Origin of the sequence: Oceaniradius stylonematis (assembly GCF_965223445.1) — a bacterium.
GTDB classification, from domain to species: Bacteria; Pseudomonadota; Alphaproteobacteria; order Rhizobiales; family Rhizobiaceae; genus Roseitalea; species Roseitalea stylonematis.
This window is the reverse complement of record NZ_OZ244994.1, coordinates 2613671-2629869: the sequence shown is the minus strand read 5'-3', so window position 1 is coordinate 2629869 and position 16199 is coordinate 2613671. Positions and strand designations below refer to the sequence as shown.

At 65.2% G+C, this 16199-nt stretch carries 16 protein-coding genes; 4 read left to right on the top strand and 12 right to left on the bottom strand.

Going from position 1 to position 16199, the window contains the following annotated elements; genetic code table 11:
- From ACOQOU_RS12930 to ACOQOU_RS12920, 3 genes are all read right to left on the bottom strand, one after another.
- Positions 1-864, bottom strand: coding sequence for an NlpC/P60 family protein (locus ACOQOU_RS12930; RefSeq protein ID WP_306025195.1), 864 nt, complete (start codon positions 862-864; stop codon positions 1-3).
- Positions 861-1211, bottom strand: coding sequence for a MarR family winged helix-turn-helix transcriptional regulator (locus ACOQOU_RS12925; protein WP_109769320.1), 351 nt, complete (start codon positions 1209-1211; stop codon positions 861-863). The genes ACOQOU_RS12930 and ACOQOU_RS12925 overlap by 4 nt, the downstream gene beginning before the upstream one ends.
- A 75-nt stretch (positions 1212-1286) precedes the next feature.
- On the bottom strand, positions 1287-2666 hold the full coding sequence (locus ACOQOU_RS12920; protein ID WP_306025194.1) for a leucyl aminopeptidase family protein: 1380 nt from the start codon (positions 2664-2666) through the stop codon (positions 1287-1289).
- A 132-nt stretch (positions 2667-2798) separates the two neighbouring features.
- Here ACOQOU_RS12920 and ACOQOU_RS12915 point away from each other — a divergent pair, with 132 nt between their 5' ends.
- A complete protein-coding gene (locus ACOQOU_RS12915) occupies positions 2799-3614 on the top strand; it encodes a tetratricopeptide repeat protein (protein ID WP_109766879.1) in 816 nt (271 codons plus the stop codon).
- 94 nt (positions 3615-3708) lie between these two features.
- Here the strand turns inward: ACOQOU_RS12915 and ACOQOU_RS12910 are convergent, their stop codons facing one another.
- From ACOQOU_RS12910 to ACOQOU_RS12875, 8 genes are all read right to left on the bottom strand, one after another.
- Positions 3709-4719, bottom strand: a complete 1011-nt coding sequence (locus ACOQOU_RS12910) for a type II secretion system F family protein (protein WP_109766843.1) — start codon at positions 4717-4719, stop codon at positions 3709-3711.
- A gap of 9 nt (positions 4720-4728) precedes the next feature.
- Positions 4729-5742, bottom strand: a complete 1014-nt coding sequence (locus tag ACOQOU_RS12905; protein ID WP_375567831.1) for a type II secretion system F family protein — start codon at positions 5740-5742, stop codon at positions 4729-4731.
- A gap of 40 nt (positions 5743-5782) precedes the next feature.
- Positions 5783-7273 carry an ATPase, T2SS/T4P/T4SS family gene (locus ACOQOU_RS12900; RefSeq protein ID WP_306025193.1) on the bottom strand — a complete coding sequence of 497 codons (1491 nt, stop codon included), beginning with the start codon at positions 7271-7273 and terminating at the stop codon, positions 5783-5785.
- 31 nt (positions 7274-7304) lie between these two features.
- Positions 7305-8582, bottom strand: coding sequence for an AAA family ATPase (locus ACOQOU_RS12895; RefSeq protein WP_306025192.1), 1278 nt, complete (start codon positions 8580-8582; stop codon positions 7305-7307).
- Positions 8583-8647: 65 nt separating this feature from the next.
- A complete protein-coding gene (locus tag ACOQOU_RS12890; protein WP_306025191.1) occupies positions 8648-9322 on the bottom strand; it encodes a CpaD family pilus assembly protein in 675 nt (224 codons plus the stop codon).
- A gap of 17 nt (positions 9323-9339) precedes the next feature.
- A complete protein-coding gene (locus ACOQOU_RS12885) occupies positions 9340-10839 on the bottom strand; it encodes a type II and III secretion system protein family protein (protein WP_306025190.1) in 1500 nt (499 codons plus the stop codon).
- A gap of 74 nt (positions 10840-10913) precedes the next feature.
- A complete protein-coding gene (gene cpaB / locus ACOQOU_RS12880; RefSeq protein WP_109766875.1) occupies positions 10914-11708 on the bottom strand; it encodes a Flp pilus assembly protein CpaB in 795 nt (264 codons plus the stop codon).
- A gap of 128 nt (positions 11709-11836) precedes the next feature.
- The gene (locus tag ACOQOU_RS12875) at positions 11837-12346 is read right to left on the bottom strand and encodes an A24 family peptidase (protein ID WP_306025189.1); all 510 of its coding nucleotides are present in this window, start codon (positions 12344-12346) and stop codon (positions 11837-11839) included.
- A 163-nt stretch (positions 12347-12509) separates the two neighbouring features.
- Here ACOQOU_RS12875 and ACOQOU_RS12870 point away from each other — a divergent pair, with 163 nt between their 5' ends.
- The gene (locus ACOQOU_RS12870) at positions 12510-12992 is read left to right on the top strand and encodes a pilus assembly protein N-terminal domain-containing protein (protein ID WP_306025188.1); all 483 of its coding nucleotides are present in this window, start codon (positions 12510-12512) and stop codon (positions 12990-12992) included.
- Positions 12993-13028: 36 nt separating this feature from the next.
- Here the strand turns inward: ACOQOU_RS12870 and ACOQOU_RS12865 are convergent, their stop codons facing one another.
- Positions 13029-13928, bottom strand: coding sequence for a phosphate/phosphite/phosphonate ABC transporter substrate-binding protein (locus ACOQOU_RS12865; RefSeq protein WP_306025187.1), 900 nt, complete (start codon positions 13926-13928; stop codon positions 13029-13031).
- Positions 13929-14063: 135 nt separating this feature from the next.
- On the opposite strand from ACOQOU_RS12865, the gene ACOQOU_RS12860 reads away from it, so the two are divergent.
- Together ACOQOU_RS12860 and mutM are read left to right on the top strand one after the other, a co-directional pair.
- Entirely contained in the window at positions 14064-15302 is a 1239-nt protein-coding gene (locus ACOQOU_RS12860) for a phosphopentomutase (RefSeq protein WP_306025186.1), read from the top strand.
- A complete protein-coding gene (gene mutM / locus ACOQOU_RS12855) occupies positions 15295-16188 on the top strand; it encodes a bifunctional DNA-formamidopyrimidine glycosylase/DNA-(apurinic or apyrimidinic site) lyase (RefSeq protein WP_306025185.1) in 894 nt (297 codons plus the stop codon). Before ACOQOU_RS12860 ends, mutM begins: the two co-directional genes overlap by 8 nt.
- Positions 16189-16199 lie beyond the last annotated feature (11 nt).

Below are 16199 nucleotides of genomic sequence, written 5' to 3'. Positions count from 1 at the left end.
TCAGGGACGCCGATAGCCGGTCGGTTGCCCGTAGAGAGCCGCGATGCGGTCGATGGCCTGACCGAGCGGTTCGCTCGAAACCGCCATCGCATTGGCGTTGGCATGCAGCAGCGTCTCGGCGTCACGCATGATGCCGACATGGCCGATCCAGAAGACGAGATCTCCGCGCCGAAGACCGTTTGCGGGATCGGCCGGTTCGCCCAGTTCCGCTTCCTGCATGTCGCTGTCGCGCGGCGCCGCCCGACCGGCCATCAGCATGGCCAGTTGCACAAGGCCCGAACAGTCGATGCCGAAGGCGGACGTTCCGCCCCACAGATAGGGCGTGTGAAGCAGCGTTTCGGCGGCGGCCGCATAGTCCGGCTCATGGTCATCCGCCTCGCGGATGTGCCCTGCCGGGCAATAGCGGCCGTCGTCGAGGCGCGCATAGGCGACATTGCGGCTCTCGACGAATTCAGCGACCGAAATCAATGAGCCCATCGAAAGGCAGTCGGCCGGGGGACGCTTGAAATCCGGCTCATCGAAAAGGAACGTCCGTGGCGCCGCGATGCGGTGGGTGCCGGACGCCGTGCCCAAGGGTCTGCTCAACGCACGCTGAGCGACATAGCCGACATATCCGTCCCGCTCGGCCTGAACCCAGGCCCAGCCCTCATCGGACTGAAACATGCGAACCCGGTCGCCGTGGAGCAGTTGTGTGCCCAGACCGGCCTGCGGCATCGGTTGCGTGCGCATATCGACCACGGCGTCCCGGACGACCAGTTCCTCGCCATCAGCGAAATGGTTGGCATCGACCAGACCGCGCAACCGGGCGTCGGCCAAGTCGCGGCGAAAGGCGTGCAGGCGCGGATCAAGCGGCTTTTCGGTCATGCGGGCAGTTCCCTCGCCTTGGCGATGATGACGTCGGCGAACCGTTCCAGATAGAGCGCGCCGTCAACGGTGCGGGCGATGACCACATTGCGCCGATCCCGCGGATCGCGATGCCGGGTGACCAGCTTCATGGCACCCATCGTGTCGAGTGCGCGCGTGATGACCGGCTTGGTGACGCCGAGATGTGCGGCCAGCCCGCGCACCGAATGGGGCGGCGGTTCGAGGTAGATCGTCAGGAGGATGGCAAGTTGGCGCGTCGTCAGGTCCGGCGCGCTGTCGCGCACCTCGGCAAGCGATACATGGTGCCAGAGCGCGAGCGCCTGGCTGGGCCTCAATGTGACCGTCATCGTCCGCTGGTCGCACACAAACGTTTCGGAACCGTTTCAATATGACGGTCCGAGCCGTGGCACACAAGGGCGAGGTCACCGGTCGCCGTAACGATGTTCCAGAACCGCGAACAGGGCGCGGATCGCCTGCGCCTCGCCGCCGACCGGCGCGTGCAACTTCGGCTTCGGCGTCCACGCGAACAGGTCGAGATGGACCCAGGGCGTCTTGTCGGCCACGAACTTCTGCAGGAAGAGCGCGGCCGTCACCGATCCGGCGAACCCGTCGGCGGTTACATTGGCGCAGTCCGCCACCGTCGATGACAGGTTGCGGGCGTATGGCTGCCAGAGCGGCATGCGCCAGAGCGGATCTCGCTCGGCTTCGGCGGCCCTTGCCAAAGCGCCGGCCAGCGCATCGTCTCCCGTGTAGAAGGGCACGATATCGGGGCCGAGCGCAACGCGCGCCGCACCCGTCAGCGTTGCCATGTCCACGATCAGATCCGGCTCTTCCTCATCGGCCAGTGCCAGCGCATCGGCCAGCACCAGCCGGCCCTCGGCATCGGTGTGGCCGATTTCCACGGTCAGGCCCTTGCGCGTCGGATAGACGTCACCGGGCCTGAACGCATTGCCGGAGATCGCGTTCTCGACAGCGGGGATAAGCACACGCAGCCGCACGCCCAGTTCCATCGACATGATCATGGCGGCCAGGCCCAGAACGTTGGCCGCGCCGCCCATGTCCTTCTTCATGTTGCGCATCGAGCCCGAGGGCTTGATGCCGACGCCGCCGGTGTCGAACGAGACGCCCTTGCCAACCAGTGTCAGCTTCGGTGCGGTCTTTTTTCCCCACCTCATGTCGATCAGGCGCGGCGGCGTTGCCGAGGCACGACCGACCGCATGGATCATCGGCAGCTTCTTGGCGATCAGTTCCTCTCCGGCGATCACCTTGACGACCGCCTTGTGGCCGGCTGCCAACGTCCGGGCGGCCGCCTCGATCGCCGCCGGCCCCATGTCATTGGCCGGCGTGTTGACGAGATCGCGGGTCAGCGAAACCGCGCCCGCAACCGCTTCGAGACGCGCGCGATCGACCGCTTTGTCGGGCACGAGCCGGATGCGTTTGGCCGGCGGCGTACGGTACAGGTCAAAACGATAGGCGCCCATGCAGAAACCCAGCGTCGCCTTCCCGATATCGGTCTCATCGGGATTGGCGACGAACCAGTCACCCGCCGGCAGCTTGCCGGCGAGCGCGCCAAGCGCGAACGGATCGGCCGGTTCGCCCAGGGCGATGGCCGCCCCTGCCACGCCGCCGCCGTCCGGCGCGGGCACGAGGGCGACGGCCCCGGCCTCGGCTTCGAAGCCCGTTGTCTCCAGCCATGCCGCGACCGGCGCGGGGACGCCTGATGCGCCGCCCCCGGCGATCCACACCGGACGGGCGTCGGCTCGCGCTTCGTCAGGAGCCAGCATTGTCAGTCGATCAGCCATCATGTCCTCGGCGCCGGGGATTAACCATCCGTTAGGGTTAACAGATTATCGCTGGTTAACAGAGGTTAATGCGGAGTTACGCCCGCAAAAGGACGCATGCCGCGTGCCGGCCCTGCTTCGTGGAGTATCGCGATGTCCAAGCCTATCGGTTCATCGAACCTGCACCGGCCCGCCCGCCTCGGTGTCGCTGTGCTGCTGGCCGGTCTTCTGGCCGGGTGTGCCAACAGCAACCTGACGACCGGATCGATCGGGCCGGCGGGCAACAAGCCGATCGCGCAATTGAGCGGCACGGAACTGCAATCGGCGCTGGCCAGCCACCGCCGCCAGTACGAACGCAACCCGAACGACAAGTCGGTGGCGATCGCCTATGCATCCGTGCTGCGGATGAACGGCGCGAACGAGCAGGCGCTGGCCGTGATGCGCAAGGCTGCGATCACCCATTCGCGCGACAAGCAGGTTCTGGCCGCCTACGGCAAGGCACTCGCCGGTGCCGGTCAGTTTCCGGCCGCGCTCGACGCGATCCAGCGGGCGCAGGACCCGACGCAGCCTGACTGGGAACTGCTTTCGGCCGAGGGCGCGATCTACGATCAGACAGGGCGTCCGGACGAGGCGCGCCAGCGCTATGAAAAAGCGTTGCAGATCCGCCCGAACGAACCCTCGGTCCTGTCGAACCTTGCGATGAGCCACATGCTGCAGGGCGATCTGCCGACGGCGGAACGGCACTTGCGCACGGCGGTGCAACAGCCCGGCGCGGACAGCCGCGTGCGGCAGAATCTGGCGCTGATCGTCGGTCTTCAGGGCCGGTTCGCCGAAGCCGAGGACATTGCCCGCCGCGAGATGACGCCCGACCAGGCCGAGACCAACATCGCCTATCTGCGGCAGATGCTGGCGCAGCAAAATGCCTGGAACCTGATCGAGCAGGAAGACCGGCAGAACGCCGCCAACTGACGATCCGTCCGCCCGCCCCCCGCGAACGACCGCAACCCCCGACAAAAAACCCGCCATTTGGCGGGCCCTTTTTGTCGTGTCGGGCGCGATGCGATCACCCTCCGCCGAAGATGCCGCCCTGTTGCGAGACCTGGATGCCGGCCGGGCCGAGAATCACGCCGAACAGGACCGGCAGGAAGAAGACGATCATCGGAACGGTCAGCTTGGGCGGAAGCGCGGCCGCCTTTTTCTCGGCTTCGGTCATGCGCTGTTCGCGGCTTTCGTTGGCCAGAACGCGCAGCGCGGAGCCGATGGGCGTGCCGTAACGTTCGGCCTGGATCATCGCCTGGGAGACGGCCTGGACCGAGTCGAGGCCGGTACGCTTGGCCAGGTTTTCGTAGGCTTGCCGGCGTTCGCTGAGATAGGACAGTTCCGCGCCGACCAGCACCAACTCTTCGGCAAGCGGCACCGATTGCGTGCCGATCTCCACGGACACGCGCTTGAACGCGGCTTCCACGGACATGCCCGACTCGACGCATATCAGCATCAGGTCGAGCGCATCGGGCCAGGCCTTGCGGATGGAGTTGCCGCGCTTGCCTGCGAGGTTGCTGACATACAGATTGGGCGCATAAAAGCCCGCATAGGCGGCGCCGACGCACATGAACGAACGCATCATGGTCGAGTGTTCGCTGAAGTTGCCCAGGCCGAAAATGTAGAAGATGGCCACGGCCAGAAACAGAAACGGCAGCACGAAGCGGGCGAACAGGAACATGTTCAGCGGCTGCTGGCCCCGGAAACCGGCCATCCGAAGCTTCTTGACCGTCGCATCGTCGGCCAGCGCCTTGCGCAGATCGAGCCGGTCGACCACGCCTTTGATGCCGGCGAACCTGGACTCATCGACGCGCAGCGACCCCTTGCCCTGAACCTTTTCGGTGGCCAGCCGAGCGCGCTCGCGGGCGCGAATCTCGTCGCGCTCGGTTGCGACCATCTTCATCCGGCTCTTGAGCTGGCTGCCGCCGGTCACCGCCGTGAGCAGCGTGAGGATGGTGGCGAACACGGCGACCGAAACGAGCACGGCGAAGACGAACTGCGGTGACGTGGCGGTCTGGACAATGGTCGATATCATGGCCGGACCTCACACCTCGAAATTGATCATCTGACGCATGACGAAGATGCCGATCGACATCCAGACAAGCGACACGCCGAGAATGAACAGCCCCGTATCGGTCGTGAACAGCAGCATGATGTACTCCGGGCTCGTCAGATAGACGAGAAACATCACGACGGGCGGCAGGGCACCGATGATGACGGCGGACGCCTTTGCTTCCATCGACATGGCGGCGACCTTGTTCTTCATCTGCTTGCGCGCCCGCAGCACCTTCGACAGGTTGCCGAGCGCTTCGGACAGGTTGCCGCCGGCCTGCTGCTGGATCTGGATGACGATCGCAAAGAAGCTGGCCTCGGGAACCGGCATGTGGTTGTACATGCGCATGCACGCTTCGGGCGTCGGCACACCCAGTTGCTGCGCCTCGACGATCCTGCCGAACTCCGTACGGACCGGCTCCTTGGCCTCGCCCGCGATCAGGCGGATCCCGTCGTTTAGCGGCAGGCCCGACTTGATAGCCCGGACGATGACGTCGATGGCATTGGGAAACTCGTCGAGAAACTGCTTCATGCGGCGCTTGCGCAGAAACGCGACGATCCAGCGCGGCACGCCAAAAGCGCCGGCGAAAAACACGGCCGGCACGTAGATGAGGCCAAGGCCAGCCACCAGCGCCATGACCGCCAGGGCACCGCCGAGGCCGGCCGACATCAGATAAAAGGTCCGCATCTCGATATTGAGGCCGGCCTGCTTGATCTGCATCTTCAGCGACGGCTTGGTGATGTGCTTTTCGCGATCCTTGTTCCGTTTTTCGAGATCATCAAGGGATTCGCTGACCTGCTTGCGGCGCTTCTGGCCTTCATTGAGGCGTTCGACAGCGGCCTTGCGCACCTTGGTGTCGGAGCTGCGACTGCTGATGGCGGCAAGGCGCTTGCCGGATTTCTCCTCGATCTGCACCCTGTTGTACAGCAACGCATAGAGCACGCCGCCGACACCGAGGGCGGCGAGCGCGAAGATGGCAATCACGATGACGGGAATGCCCATGATCGTCATGGCTGCCTATCCCTGCCTGCTGTCCACTGCACCATCAGTTCTGGACCGTTTCCATGGAATCGAGCGCCGCCGCCAGACGCTGCTCCTCATTGTAGTAACGGGCCCTGTCCCACATGGCCGGACGGCCGATGCCGGTCGAGCGGTGCTTGCCGAGGATCTTGCCGTTGGTGTCCTCACCCTGCATGTCGTAAAGCATCAGGTCCTGGGTGATGATCACGTCGCCTTCCATGCCGACCACCTCGGTGATGTGGGTGATCCGGCGCGAGCCGTCGCGCAGGCGTGCCGCCTGAACGATGACGTCGACCGAGCCGACGATGATTTCGCGCACGGTGCGCTGGGGCAGCGAAAAGCCGCCCATGGCGATCATCGATTCGATACGGCTGAGACATTCGCGGGGCGAGTTGGAGTGGATGGTGCCCATGGACCCGTCATGGCCGGTGTTCATGGCCTGCAGCAGGTCGAACACTTCCGGTCCGCGCACCTCGCCGACGATGATCCGCTCGGGACGCATGCGAAGGCAGTTCTTGACGAGATCGCGCATGGTGATCTGGCCTTCGCCCTCGAGGTTGGGCGGGCGGGTTTCAAGCCGCACGACATGCGGCTGCTGCAGCTGCAGTTCTGCCGAATCCTCGCAGGTGATGATGCGCTCATCCTCGTCGATGTAGCGCGTCAGGCAGTTGAGAAGCGTCGTCTTGCCCGAGCCCGTGCCGCCGGAAATCACCACATTGCAGCGCACCCGGCCTATGATCTGGAGCAGCGTGGCACCCTCAGGCGAGATCGATCCGAAATTGACCAGCTGATCGAGCGTCAGCTTGTCCTTCTTGAATTTGCGGATCGTCAGTGCGGTGCCGTCGATGGCCAGTGGCGGGGCGATGACGTTGACGCGGCTGCCGTCGGCGAGACGCGCGTCGCAGATCGGGCTCGATTCGTCGACACGCCGGCCCACCTGGCTGACGATCCGTTGGCACACGGAAAGCAATTGCTGGGCATCGCGGAACTTGACGTCGGCGTGTTGGACCTTGCCGTCCACTTCGATATAGGCGCTGTCCGGCCCGTTGATCATGATGTCGGCGATATCGTCGCGGGCCAGCAGAGGCTCGAGAGGGCCGTAGCCCAGAACGTCGTTGCAGATGTCTTCGAGCAGCTCCTCCTGCTCGGCGATCGACATCGCATAGTTCTTGATCGCGATGATGTCGTTGACGATGTCGCGGATTTCCTCGCGCGCACTGTCACCATCAAGCTTGGCGAGCTGCGACAGATCGATCGTTTCGATCAGCGCGGAGAAAACCTGCGTCTTGGTGTCGTAATAGGATTCGTTGCGCTGGGACTGGGAGCGCGCAGCCGGCTTGGCGGGCGTGACGGCCGGTGCCGGCTCGGGTTGAGCGTCGGGCGTTTCCGGCTCGGGAGCGGGAGCCGTGGCGACCTCGACGGGGTCGGGTGCTGCCGGCCTTGTCGGGGCGTCGTGCGTCGCTCCTGCCGAACCGCCCGGTCCCGCCGTTCCCGCTGTGCCTCTCTTGCCGAACATCAATTTGCCCCCGTGGTCAAACGCGTTGCCGTCATGACTTCTTCAGCCGCGCCAGCAGCGCCTGAAGTCCGGGCTTGTGTTTGGGCACGGACACAGAGCGACCCGTCACCAGATGAGCGAGCTGGCCCAGCGTCGCCACCACGGGGCTCGCGGCGTCGGTTTCGGCCAGCATGCGGCCCGAATTGGCGGCGTTGCCGAAAAGCTGCGCATCGAACGGAATGACGGCCGCCGGCTCGATCTCGAGCGGATCGCTGAAGTCACCGACGGAGATCTCCGGACGTTTGGGCACGCCGACCTGGTTGATCACCAGCCGAGGCGGCGAGTCGTTGGGGCGCAGTCCGCGCAACGTGTCGATCAGGTTCTTGGTGTTGCGCAGATTGGCCAGTTCCGGAGCGGCGACGATCACCACTTCATCGGCATGGGTGAGCGTCGCCTTGGTCCAGCCGTTCCAGCCGTGCGGTACGTCGAGAACGACCGCCGGCGCGGTGCGCTGCGCGATCTCGATCAGATTGCCGAAGGCATCGGCGCCAAAATCATAAGAACGGTCGAGCGTCGACGGCGCCGCCAGAAGCGACAGATGCTCGGCGCAGTTGGCGAGAAGCCGGTCCAGATAGACCTCGTCGAGGCGCTCGGGCGAGAACACCGCTTCGGCGATGCCCTGCGCGGGATCCTGGTCGAAATTGATGTTGGCGGTCCCGAATGGCAGGTCCATGTCGACGACCAAGACCTCGTTCTCGAACAATGTCGAGATCGCCCAGGACACGTTGTGGGCGATGGTCGACGCGCCGACGCCGCCCTTGGCACCGACAAAGGCGATCGACCGTCCGATCGGATCGGCCTCGGGATCGGCGAACAGGCCGGAAATCGTGCTCATCAGGTCGGCAAGCGAGACCGGCGCGACCATGTATTCGGAAATGCCCGCGCGGATCAGCTCGCGGTAGAGCGCGATGTCGTTGTGATGGCCGATGATGACGACGCGGCTGGACGGATCGCAGACATCGGCCAGCTCGTTCAGCCGGGTCATCAGTTCGTCGCGGCCGCAGGCGATTTCAATAAAGATCAGATTGGGCGTGGGTGCGGTCTGGTAGAATTCGACAGCCGCGGCAAGACCGCCCATGTAGACGCGCGTCTGCGCCTTCGACATCCGCCGGTCTTCGGCCATGCGCTCGATGGTCGATGCCACGGCCTGGGTCTCGCAGAACGCCTGCACGGAAATGCGCGGCACCGGCCGGACCTGCTGAAGCGCATCGGCCTCTTCGGGCGCCGCCGCCAAGGGCTCGGCATCAAGATTAAGAGCGGTATCGGACATGTCACTTGCTTCCGCTTCGGTTTCTGGACTGCCCGCGATCGCGCGGGCAGTGTTCTGTGTCATCGTCAATAGGTGACCTCGGAGGCCTTTCCGGTCGGCCCGCTCTGATAGGTGCCGATCACCACACCGCGCTGGGCGGCGTCGATCGGCGACATCGCACGGGGCCCAAGAAGGTCGTTCGGATTGTCGATCTGAGCGGCGAGGTTTTTCTGGGTGGAGCAGCCGAAATCGCTGTAGTGGCGGTTCTGCGCAGTCTCGGCCAGGTTCCCGGTCCACTGACCGCAGGGTTTCGGAACGTCGGCGGTGACACCGTGGAAGGACAGCCGGACCGGAGCGGCGGCGCCATGCCCGCTGGCATCATAGTGCTGGATCGACACGTCGTTGCGGCTGGCGCCGCCTCGCTCGATCGCATCGATGATGGTTTCGCGCACACGATCGGCGGCGTGCTCGTTGGGCGAGTTGGACGGCAGTAGGACATGCAGAACGCCGGTCCGCGACTGTTTGAAGGTGCGAGCGAAGGCCGTGATGTTGCTTTGCGTCGCCGGGTTGAGCGTGCGGGCGCCGCTGGCCACGGCCACGTCGAGCGTCTGCTCCCGCTCCGAGATGACGATCGGATGGTTGGTGCGATAATCGTCCGAAACCGAACTGACAGCGATATTGTCGGTGCCGGTCGCGCAACCGGCCAAAAGGCTCGCCGCGACCAGAAGTCCGCCGACCGTTTGAAGCTGTTTCAAGGACATGGCTGGCTGAACTCCGGTCACTTGTAGATGAAGCCGATCGCGCCGTGGTAGCGGCCGGGCGGCGGTTCTTGGGACTGGCTGCCATAGATGCGGTTGACGCGGGTCAGCAGTGCGGCCTGGGCATCGGATGGCGGATTGAAATTGTCGGTCGGGCGCGCGAGTTGCGATGCTGCGACCGGCCGCGACAGATAGGGCGTGACAACGATCACAAGCTCGGTTTCGGCGCGGATATAGTCCTGGCTGCGGAACAGCGCGCCCAGGACCGGCACCTTGGACAGTCCGGGAAAGCCAGAGACGACCTGGCGGACATCGTCGCGCAGCAGGCCGGCAATCATCATCGAGCCGCCCGACGGCAGCTCGACGGTCGTGTCAGCGAGCCGCTTGCGCAGCGAAAGGACGCTGACATTGCCGGCAAGGCCACTGACCGAGCCTTCCGAAGTGGGCTCGGAGACCGAGGTGCGGATCTGGAGGCTGATCCGGCCCGGCGACAGGACGACCGGCGTGAATTCGAGGCCGACACCGTAGTCGATCTGCCGGTAATTGACGATGACGCGGCCATCGTCATCGACGCTGGAGCCATTGACGATGTTGTATTCGCCGCCGGCGCGGAAGATCGCCTTTTCGCCCGACACGGCGGTCAGGGTCGGTTCGGCGAGCGTCTTCATGACGCCGGCTTCTTCCATGGCGCGGAACTGGGCGTTGAGATTCACACTGCCAAAGCCGCCGCCGCTGAAATTGCCGCCAAGGCTCAGTCCGTTGCCGTTCAACGGCTTGCCGTGGGCACCGTAGCTGCCCTCGTTTACGACGCCGAAGGTGATGTCGCCGCTCGAGCCGGTCACCGAAAGGCTGGTGCCGAGCTGCTTCATGACCGAACGCTGAATTTCGGCCACCGTGACCTTCAGCGTCACCTGGTCTCCGCCGGTGATTTCGAGCAGATTGACGATCTGGCTGTTGCCGAGCCGGCCGAAGAAGAAGCCGGTTTCCTGGGTGGTGGCATCGCCGCCCTTGACGAAGATTTCCGCAAGCTGGGCCGCCTTGGCAGCGTCCTGCGGCGTCTGGACCGTGCCGGTCAGGACGATATTGTCGTTGATGATCTCGGTCTTGATGTCCGACCCTGCAATGAACCGCTCCAGATAGCGGTCAAGCCCGGCGACATCGCGTTCGACGCGCAGATCGAGACTGACCAGCTGTTCGCCATTGCGGTCGAAGACGAAGATGTTTGTTTCGCCGACGGACTTGCCAAAAAGGTAGATGCGCCGCGCGGTCCGGGAGACCGCGTCGGCGACCGCCGGATTGGCGACCAGAATGTCATGGGCATCGGCAGGCAGGTCGATCACCAGCGACTTGTCGAGTCCGAGCATGATGCGCTCGCTGCCCGAGGTGTTGCGGCCGACGGAAACCACGCTCTGCGCCTGTGCCTGTGCAAGGCCCGGCAACCCGGACTGGCCAGTCGGCGAAAGCAGCATGGCGACGGCGGCGGACGCCATCAGCAAGAATTTGAACGGATGAGCGGCCATGAGCGGATGCCTGTCGGTTCGTGTCACGTATGCGCGGTCGTTCCGCGCGCGATTGTCGTGGGGAGATGATTTGGTCATGGCGCTGACGTCACTCTCTGGCCGCCCTTGATGACGGTGATCGTTCCGCCCGGACCCGCGCCGATCAGATGGTCGGCGGCGTTCTCGGCCTCGGCCGGGCTGACATCCTTCACCGAGCGCAGCGCAAGCGTCAGCCGGTCGGCCATCTGTCGCGCAACGGTGATGATCTCGGCCTGTTGGGGCGTCAGTTCCAATGTGGCGGTCTGGCCAACCTGGACGAGCCGGCCTTCCTCATCCTCGCGAATGGTCTGGTCGATGGCCAAGATGCGGATGGAGTTCAGGATCGTTTCCGTCCGGAACCCGCCATCGTTCTCCCGGCTGACCATGATGACATCGACATAGTCGTCCGGAAGGATGAAGCCGCCCGCCGATGTGTCGGCTGCGATCTCGGTGGCCACGGCGCGCTTGCCGGCCGGCAGGATGGACGACATGAAGCTCTGATCAGCGCCCAGCAGCTTGATCGGCCGGATCGGCTCGCCCTGAGAGATGGTGGCCCGAACGACGGAATCAGAGAGTTCGCTGATCGCGTCCGGCCGGCTCGAGCGGGTGATGAAGTCGGGCGAGAGCGCGCCGGTCGGCCAGTCTTGCCAGCGGATTCGGTTTTCCACCCGAGCGCCGGTCGTCAACGTCTCGGTGGCGACCAGTACCTCGTCGAGCTCGATGGCCGGGGCGGAGGGCGCGACCACGACAGTCTCGGTCGGGCCGGACGCTCCCATCATGTTCATCGCCAGGAAACCCGCGGCACCGGCCGCGAGCACCGCAACAGCCATAATCACAAAACGCATCGACATGAGCACACCCGATCTCTGGACGGACCTCGCCGCCATGGGGCGCATTTTCAGTCGTCAATGGTGTACTTATGGTTAACGGTCGCTGCAGCGGTATGCTTAACAAACGGTGAAGCGGCGAAGTGCTCTCGTCATGCCTGGCCGAGTGCCCAAACCATGGCCGGCGACAGGCCGAAAGAGGCGAGCCCGCCGACGGCCAGCGCAATGCCGTAGGGAATGTCCTTCTCGTCGATGATCCGACGGAGCACGCGCACCTCGCCCGCATAGGTGGCAAGGGCCGACTTGCGGAAGACCATCAGGAACAGCGTCAGCGCTCCTCCGGCAACCGTGGCGATCAACAGATAGTTCATCAGCGCCGGACCAAGCCCGAGCCACAGAGCCGTCGAGGCCATCAGCTTGGCATCGCCACCGCCCATCACGCCGACAGCGAACAGCCCGAACGTGACCGTCAGGACGAGGGCAAACGCGGCCAGATGCGTGGCGAACTGCATCCACGTCAGCCCGATGAACGGTGCGATGGCGAGAAATGTCACGATCAGCAGCAAGGAGATCCGGTTGGCGATCGTCATGGTGAACATGTCCGACAGCGCCGCGTAGATCATCGCGAAAGGAAAAACGACAAAGATGATGGCCGAGATCATGACGGTTTCCGTGGCTCAATGCATTGCATGGGCCAAGGCTAACACCGCCTCGTTAAGACTTCCTGAGGCGCGCGGGGCCTGATCCGGACACGCATGGTTAATGCTTCCTTCACGATTGTCGCCGAAGATGGGCGCGGAAAGATCAATGGTCCGGAGTCCGATCATGGCCCTGCGTGTTGCCGGTGTTGTTGCCCTGTCGCTGATGTTCGCTGTGCCTTTGGCGGGTCCGGCAAACGCCGAACCTGTAACCGATGCCGGTGTCGAGGTCGTGCTCAACCAGGCCAAAGTGCTCAAGCTGTCCAGGGCTGCCTCGACGGTTATCATCGGCAATCCGGGCGTCGCCGACGCAACGGTGCATGATGCCAACACGATCGTGTTGACCGGCCAGGGGTTCGGGCGCACGAACATCGTCGTGCTCGACGGTGCCGGCACGCCCATTCTTGACGAACAGGTCGCCGTCGTCCGCGACGACTCGTCGACCTTGCGCATCTACCGGCGCTCGATCGTCGAGACCTTGTCGTGCGAGCCCTTCTGCGAATGGGCCTATCAGACACCGGCCGAAATCGAATCCACCCGCGAGCGCGCCCGCGTGAATGCCATGTTCGAGGCTGGTGCCGGAGGCGACGCAGACCTGTTCGGCAACTAGCCCGCCAATGCATCCATCAGGCCTGTTGGCAGCCGATCATCGCAGCGCCGACACGCTTCGAACCAGTTCGATTGCATAGTCGTAGTCACCCGGAGCCGTTGGCCGAAACGCACCGGCCAGCGATGGCGAGATCGCATCGAACGCCGCCGGCGAAGCCTCGTCGAGCGCCACCAGCATCGAAGTCAGCGCCTGCCTTACCTCTTCGGGAACATCGTCACGCACGGCATGGGGCCCGAACGGCACCACGCCTGATCGCCAGGTGATTTCCGCAGCGCCGTCGCCGAGCGCAACCACCGTCGCGGCCAATCCGCCGCCGGGCCGGGGCGCGCCGTCGGGTGCGGCATAATCCCACGCGAAAAACGCAACAAGGTCACCGGCGACAAACGCATCGCGCGCCGTCTCGAAACTGGGTTGGACCGACAGATCGAGGCCAGCCTCGCGCAGCGGCTTGCCCCCAAAGCGGAACGATACCATCGGCGCCAGATCGCCGGTCAGCGATCCGGTGGGGCCATGGCCGACAGGACCACCGGCCAGTGCCGTCCGGCCATCACCCTCCCCCGGCCTTACGACGAGCGTCGACTGGACGCCAAAGGCGCCCGAAGCGGCGGTGGGCGCGGCCAGCGGCACCAGGCACGCGCACGTCTCCTGGGCCGTCGCAAAGCCAAGCGCCGAAAGGACGGCATATTCGATGCGGCCGGCGGTCTGCGCGTCGATCAGGCTGGGCGCATCGCGCAGCAGCAGAACCTCCACCGGCATTCCGATGGCCGCACTGACCGCATCGCGGAACAGCGCATAGTGTTCCGGCGACCCGTCGCCGGCGCCGCTTCCCACCACTCCGACACGAAAGACGCCGGTTTCCGTGCGCCAGTCGGCCACCGCCGGAGAAGCGGACACAAGCAGAGCCAGCGTCACAGCCAGCCTCGACAGATGTTTCATCTTGCAGGCACCCCAACCCGTCAACGACATGGACCTGGACCACACTCAAGCTTATAAGACGCCGTTGGCGCAAGCGGCATGCCCGATCACGGCCGTGCTGAGGCTGCGGCAACCTGTGGCAAGCGAGGCAGGCACATGGCGCGCGCAATTCTGGTGGTTCTGGATTCGGTGGGCATTGGCGGTGCGGCCGATGCGGCGTCTTTCGGCGATGAGGGCGCCAACACGGTCGGCCACATCATCGACAGGGCGGCCGCCGGCGAAGCCGAAAATGACGATCGCAGCGGCCCGCTCGACTGCCCGAACCTGGCCCGGCTTGGCCTCTTCCACGCGGTCGAACTGGCGTCCAGCCATGCGGGCGCGGCCGCGCTGAAGCCGGCGCGCGTGGACGGCTTCTGGGGCGCCGCGCAGGAGGTCTCGCACGGCAAGGACACGCCGTCCGGCCATTGGGAGATCGCCGGCGTGCCGGTTCTTTTCGACTGGGGCTATTTTCCGCACGAGGTGCCTGCTTTTCCGCAATCCCTGCTCGAGGCGATCTACGCCGAAGCGGGCATTGAGGGCTCGCTCGGCAACCGGCACGCATCGGGCACCGAGATCATCGCCGACCTGGGCGAGGAGCATCTGCGCACCGGGCTGCCGATCTTCTACACATCGGCCGACTCGGTCTTCCAGATCGCCGCGCACGAGACCCGGTTCGGACTCGACCGGCTTTATGCGCTCTGCGAGACCGTCCGGACGCTGGTCGACGATATGAACATCGGCCGGGTGATCGCGCGGCCGTTCGTCGGCGAGAACGCAGCCAGCTTCGAGCGGACCGGCAATCGCCGCGACTATTCGGTCCTGCCGCCCGCACCGACCCTTCTCGACCGCACCGTGGCGGCTGGCGGACGGGTGATCGCGGTCGGCAAGATCGGTGACATCTTCGCCCATCAGGGGGTCAGCGAGGTTCGCAAGGCATCGGGTAACGCGGCGATCGGCGAGACCACGCTGAAGGCCGTCGACGACGCCGGCGACGGCGACCTGGTGTTCGCCAATTTCGTCGATTTCGACATGCTGTACGGCCATCGCCGCAACGTCGCCGGCTATGCGGCCGCACTCGAGGCGTTCGACCGCTATCTGCCGCAACTGACCGGCAAGCTGCGCGACGGAGACCTCTTGCTGATCACCGCCGATCACGGCTGCGATCCGACATGGAGCGGCACCGACCATACGCGCGAGCGGGTGCCGATCGTCGGGTTCGGACCGGGCCTTGCCGCGACCGGCGTCGGCATCCGCCCGACATTCGCCGACATCGGCGAAACGCTGGCCGACCATCTGGGCATCGGCGCCGATGACGACGGCACCTCGTTTCTGGGTGAGCTGACGGACCGTGCCTGAGCTGCCCGAGGTCGAAACCGTCCGGCGCGGCCTGCAGCCGGCGATGGAGGGCGCACGGCTGGCGAGGCTCGAACTGCGCCGGGCCGACCTGCGCTTTCCCCTGCCCCGCGATCTGCCGGCGGCGCTCGAAGGCCGGACGATCACGTCTGTCGGCCGGCGGGCGAAATATCTGACGTTGCATTTCGACAGCGGCGCGGTGCTGATCAGCCATCTGGGCATGTCCGGCTCCTACCGCGTCGAGGACGGCGCGGACGCCGCCATCCCGGGGATGTTCCACCACGAGCGCTCGAAGCTTTCCGCGCACGACCATATCGTCTTTCATCTGACCCGCCGGGACGGGACCACCCGGCGCGTCACCTACAACGACCCGCGCCGCTTCGGCTTTGTCGATCTGGACCGCGCCCGAACGCTGTATCGGAACCGGTTCCTGCGGGACCTCGGGATCGAGCCGACGGGCAACGCGCTCGACGGCGCACGGCTGGCGGTGATGCTCGCCGGCAAGGCGGCACCTCTGAAAGCCGCCCTTCTCGACCAGCGGCTGATCGCGGGCCTGGGGAACATCTATGTGTGCGAGGCGCTGTGGCGTGCGCGGCTTTCGCCGCGACGCAAGGCCGGAACGCTTGTCACGCGTGCTGGCCGACCGACGCCCCGCTGCCACTCCCTGGCCGACGCCGTGCGCGACGTCATCGCCGACGCGATCGCAGCGGGCGGCTCGTCGCTGCGCGATTATGTGCACACCGACGGATCGCTGGGCTACTTCCAGCACAGCTTCGCCGCCTACGGGCGGGAGGGCGAACCGTGCCGCCATGACGGCTGCACGGCCCCGATCCGGCGCATCGTCCAAAGCGGGCGGTCGACATTCTACTGTCCGGCATGCCAGAGATAGCCGGCCATCAA

Coding starts and splice junctions, on each gene's coding strand:
- ACOQOU_RS12860 (WP_306025186.1), top strand. CDS start 14,064: ATGGCGCGCGCAATTCTGGTGGTTCTGGATTCGGTGGGCATTGGCGGT.
- ACOQOU_RS12920 (WP_306025194.1), bottom strand. CDS start 2,666: ATGGCTGATCGACTGACAATGCTGGCTCCTGACGAAGCGCGAGCCGAC.
- ACOQOU_RS12915 (WP_109766879.1), top strand. CDS start 2,799: ATGTCCAAGCCTATCGGTTCATCGAACCTGCACCGGCCCGCCCGCCTC.
- ACOQOU_RS12930 (WP_306025195.1), bottom strand. CDS start 864: ATGACCGAAAAGCCGCTTGATCCGCGCCTGCACGCCTTTCGCCGCGAC.
- ACOQOU_RS12910 (WP_109766843.1), bottom strand. CDS start 4,719: ATGATATCGACCATTGTCCAGACCGCCACGTCACCGCAGTTCGTCTTC.
- ACOQOU_RS12895 (WP_306025192.1), bottom strand. CDS start 8,582: ATGTCCGATACCGCTCTTAATCTTGATGCCGAGCCCTTGGCGGCGGCG.
- ACOQOU_RS12865 (WP_306025187.1), bottom strand. CDS start 13,928: ATGAAACATCTGTCGAGGCTGGCTGTGACGCTGGCTCTGCTTGTGTCC.
- cpaB (WP_109766875.1), bottom strand. CDS start 11,708: ATGTCGATGCGTTTTGTGATTATGGCTGTTGCGGTGCTCGCGGCCGGT.
- ACOQOU_RS12870 (WP_306025188.1), top strand. CDS start 12,510: ATGGCCCTGCGTGTTGCCGGTGTTGTTGCCCTGTCGCTGATGTTCGCT.
- ACOQOU_RS12885 (WP_306025190.1), bottom strand. CDS start 10,839: ATGGCCGCTCATCCGTTCAAATTCTTGCTGATGGCGTCCGCCGCCGTC.
- ACOQOU_RS12900 (WP_306025193.1), bottom strand. CDS start 7,273: ATGTTCGGCAAGAGAGGCACAGCGGGAACGGCGGGACCGGGCGGTTCG.
- ACOQOU_RS12890 (WP_306025191.1), bottom strand. CDS start 9,322: ATGTCCTTGAAACAGCTTCAAACGGTCGGCGGACTTCTGGTCGCGGCG.
- ACOQOU_RS12875 (WP_306025189.1), bottom strand. CDS start 12,346: ATGATCTCGGCCATCATCTTTGTCGTTTTTCCTTTCGCGATGATCTAC.
- ACOQOU_RS12925 (WP_109769320.1), bottom strand. CDS start 1,211: ATGACGGTCACATTGAGGCCCAGCCAGGCGCTCGCGCTCTGGCACCAT.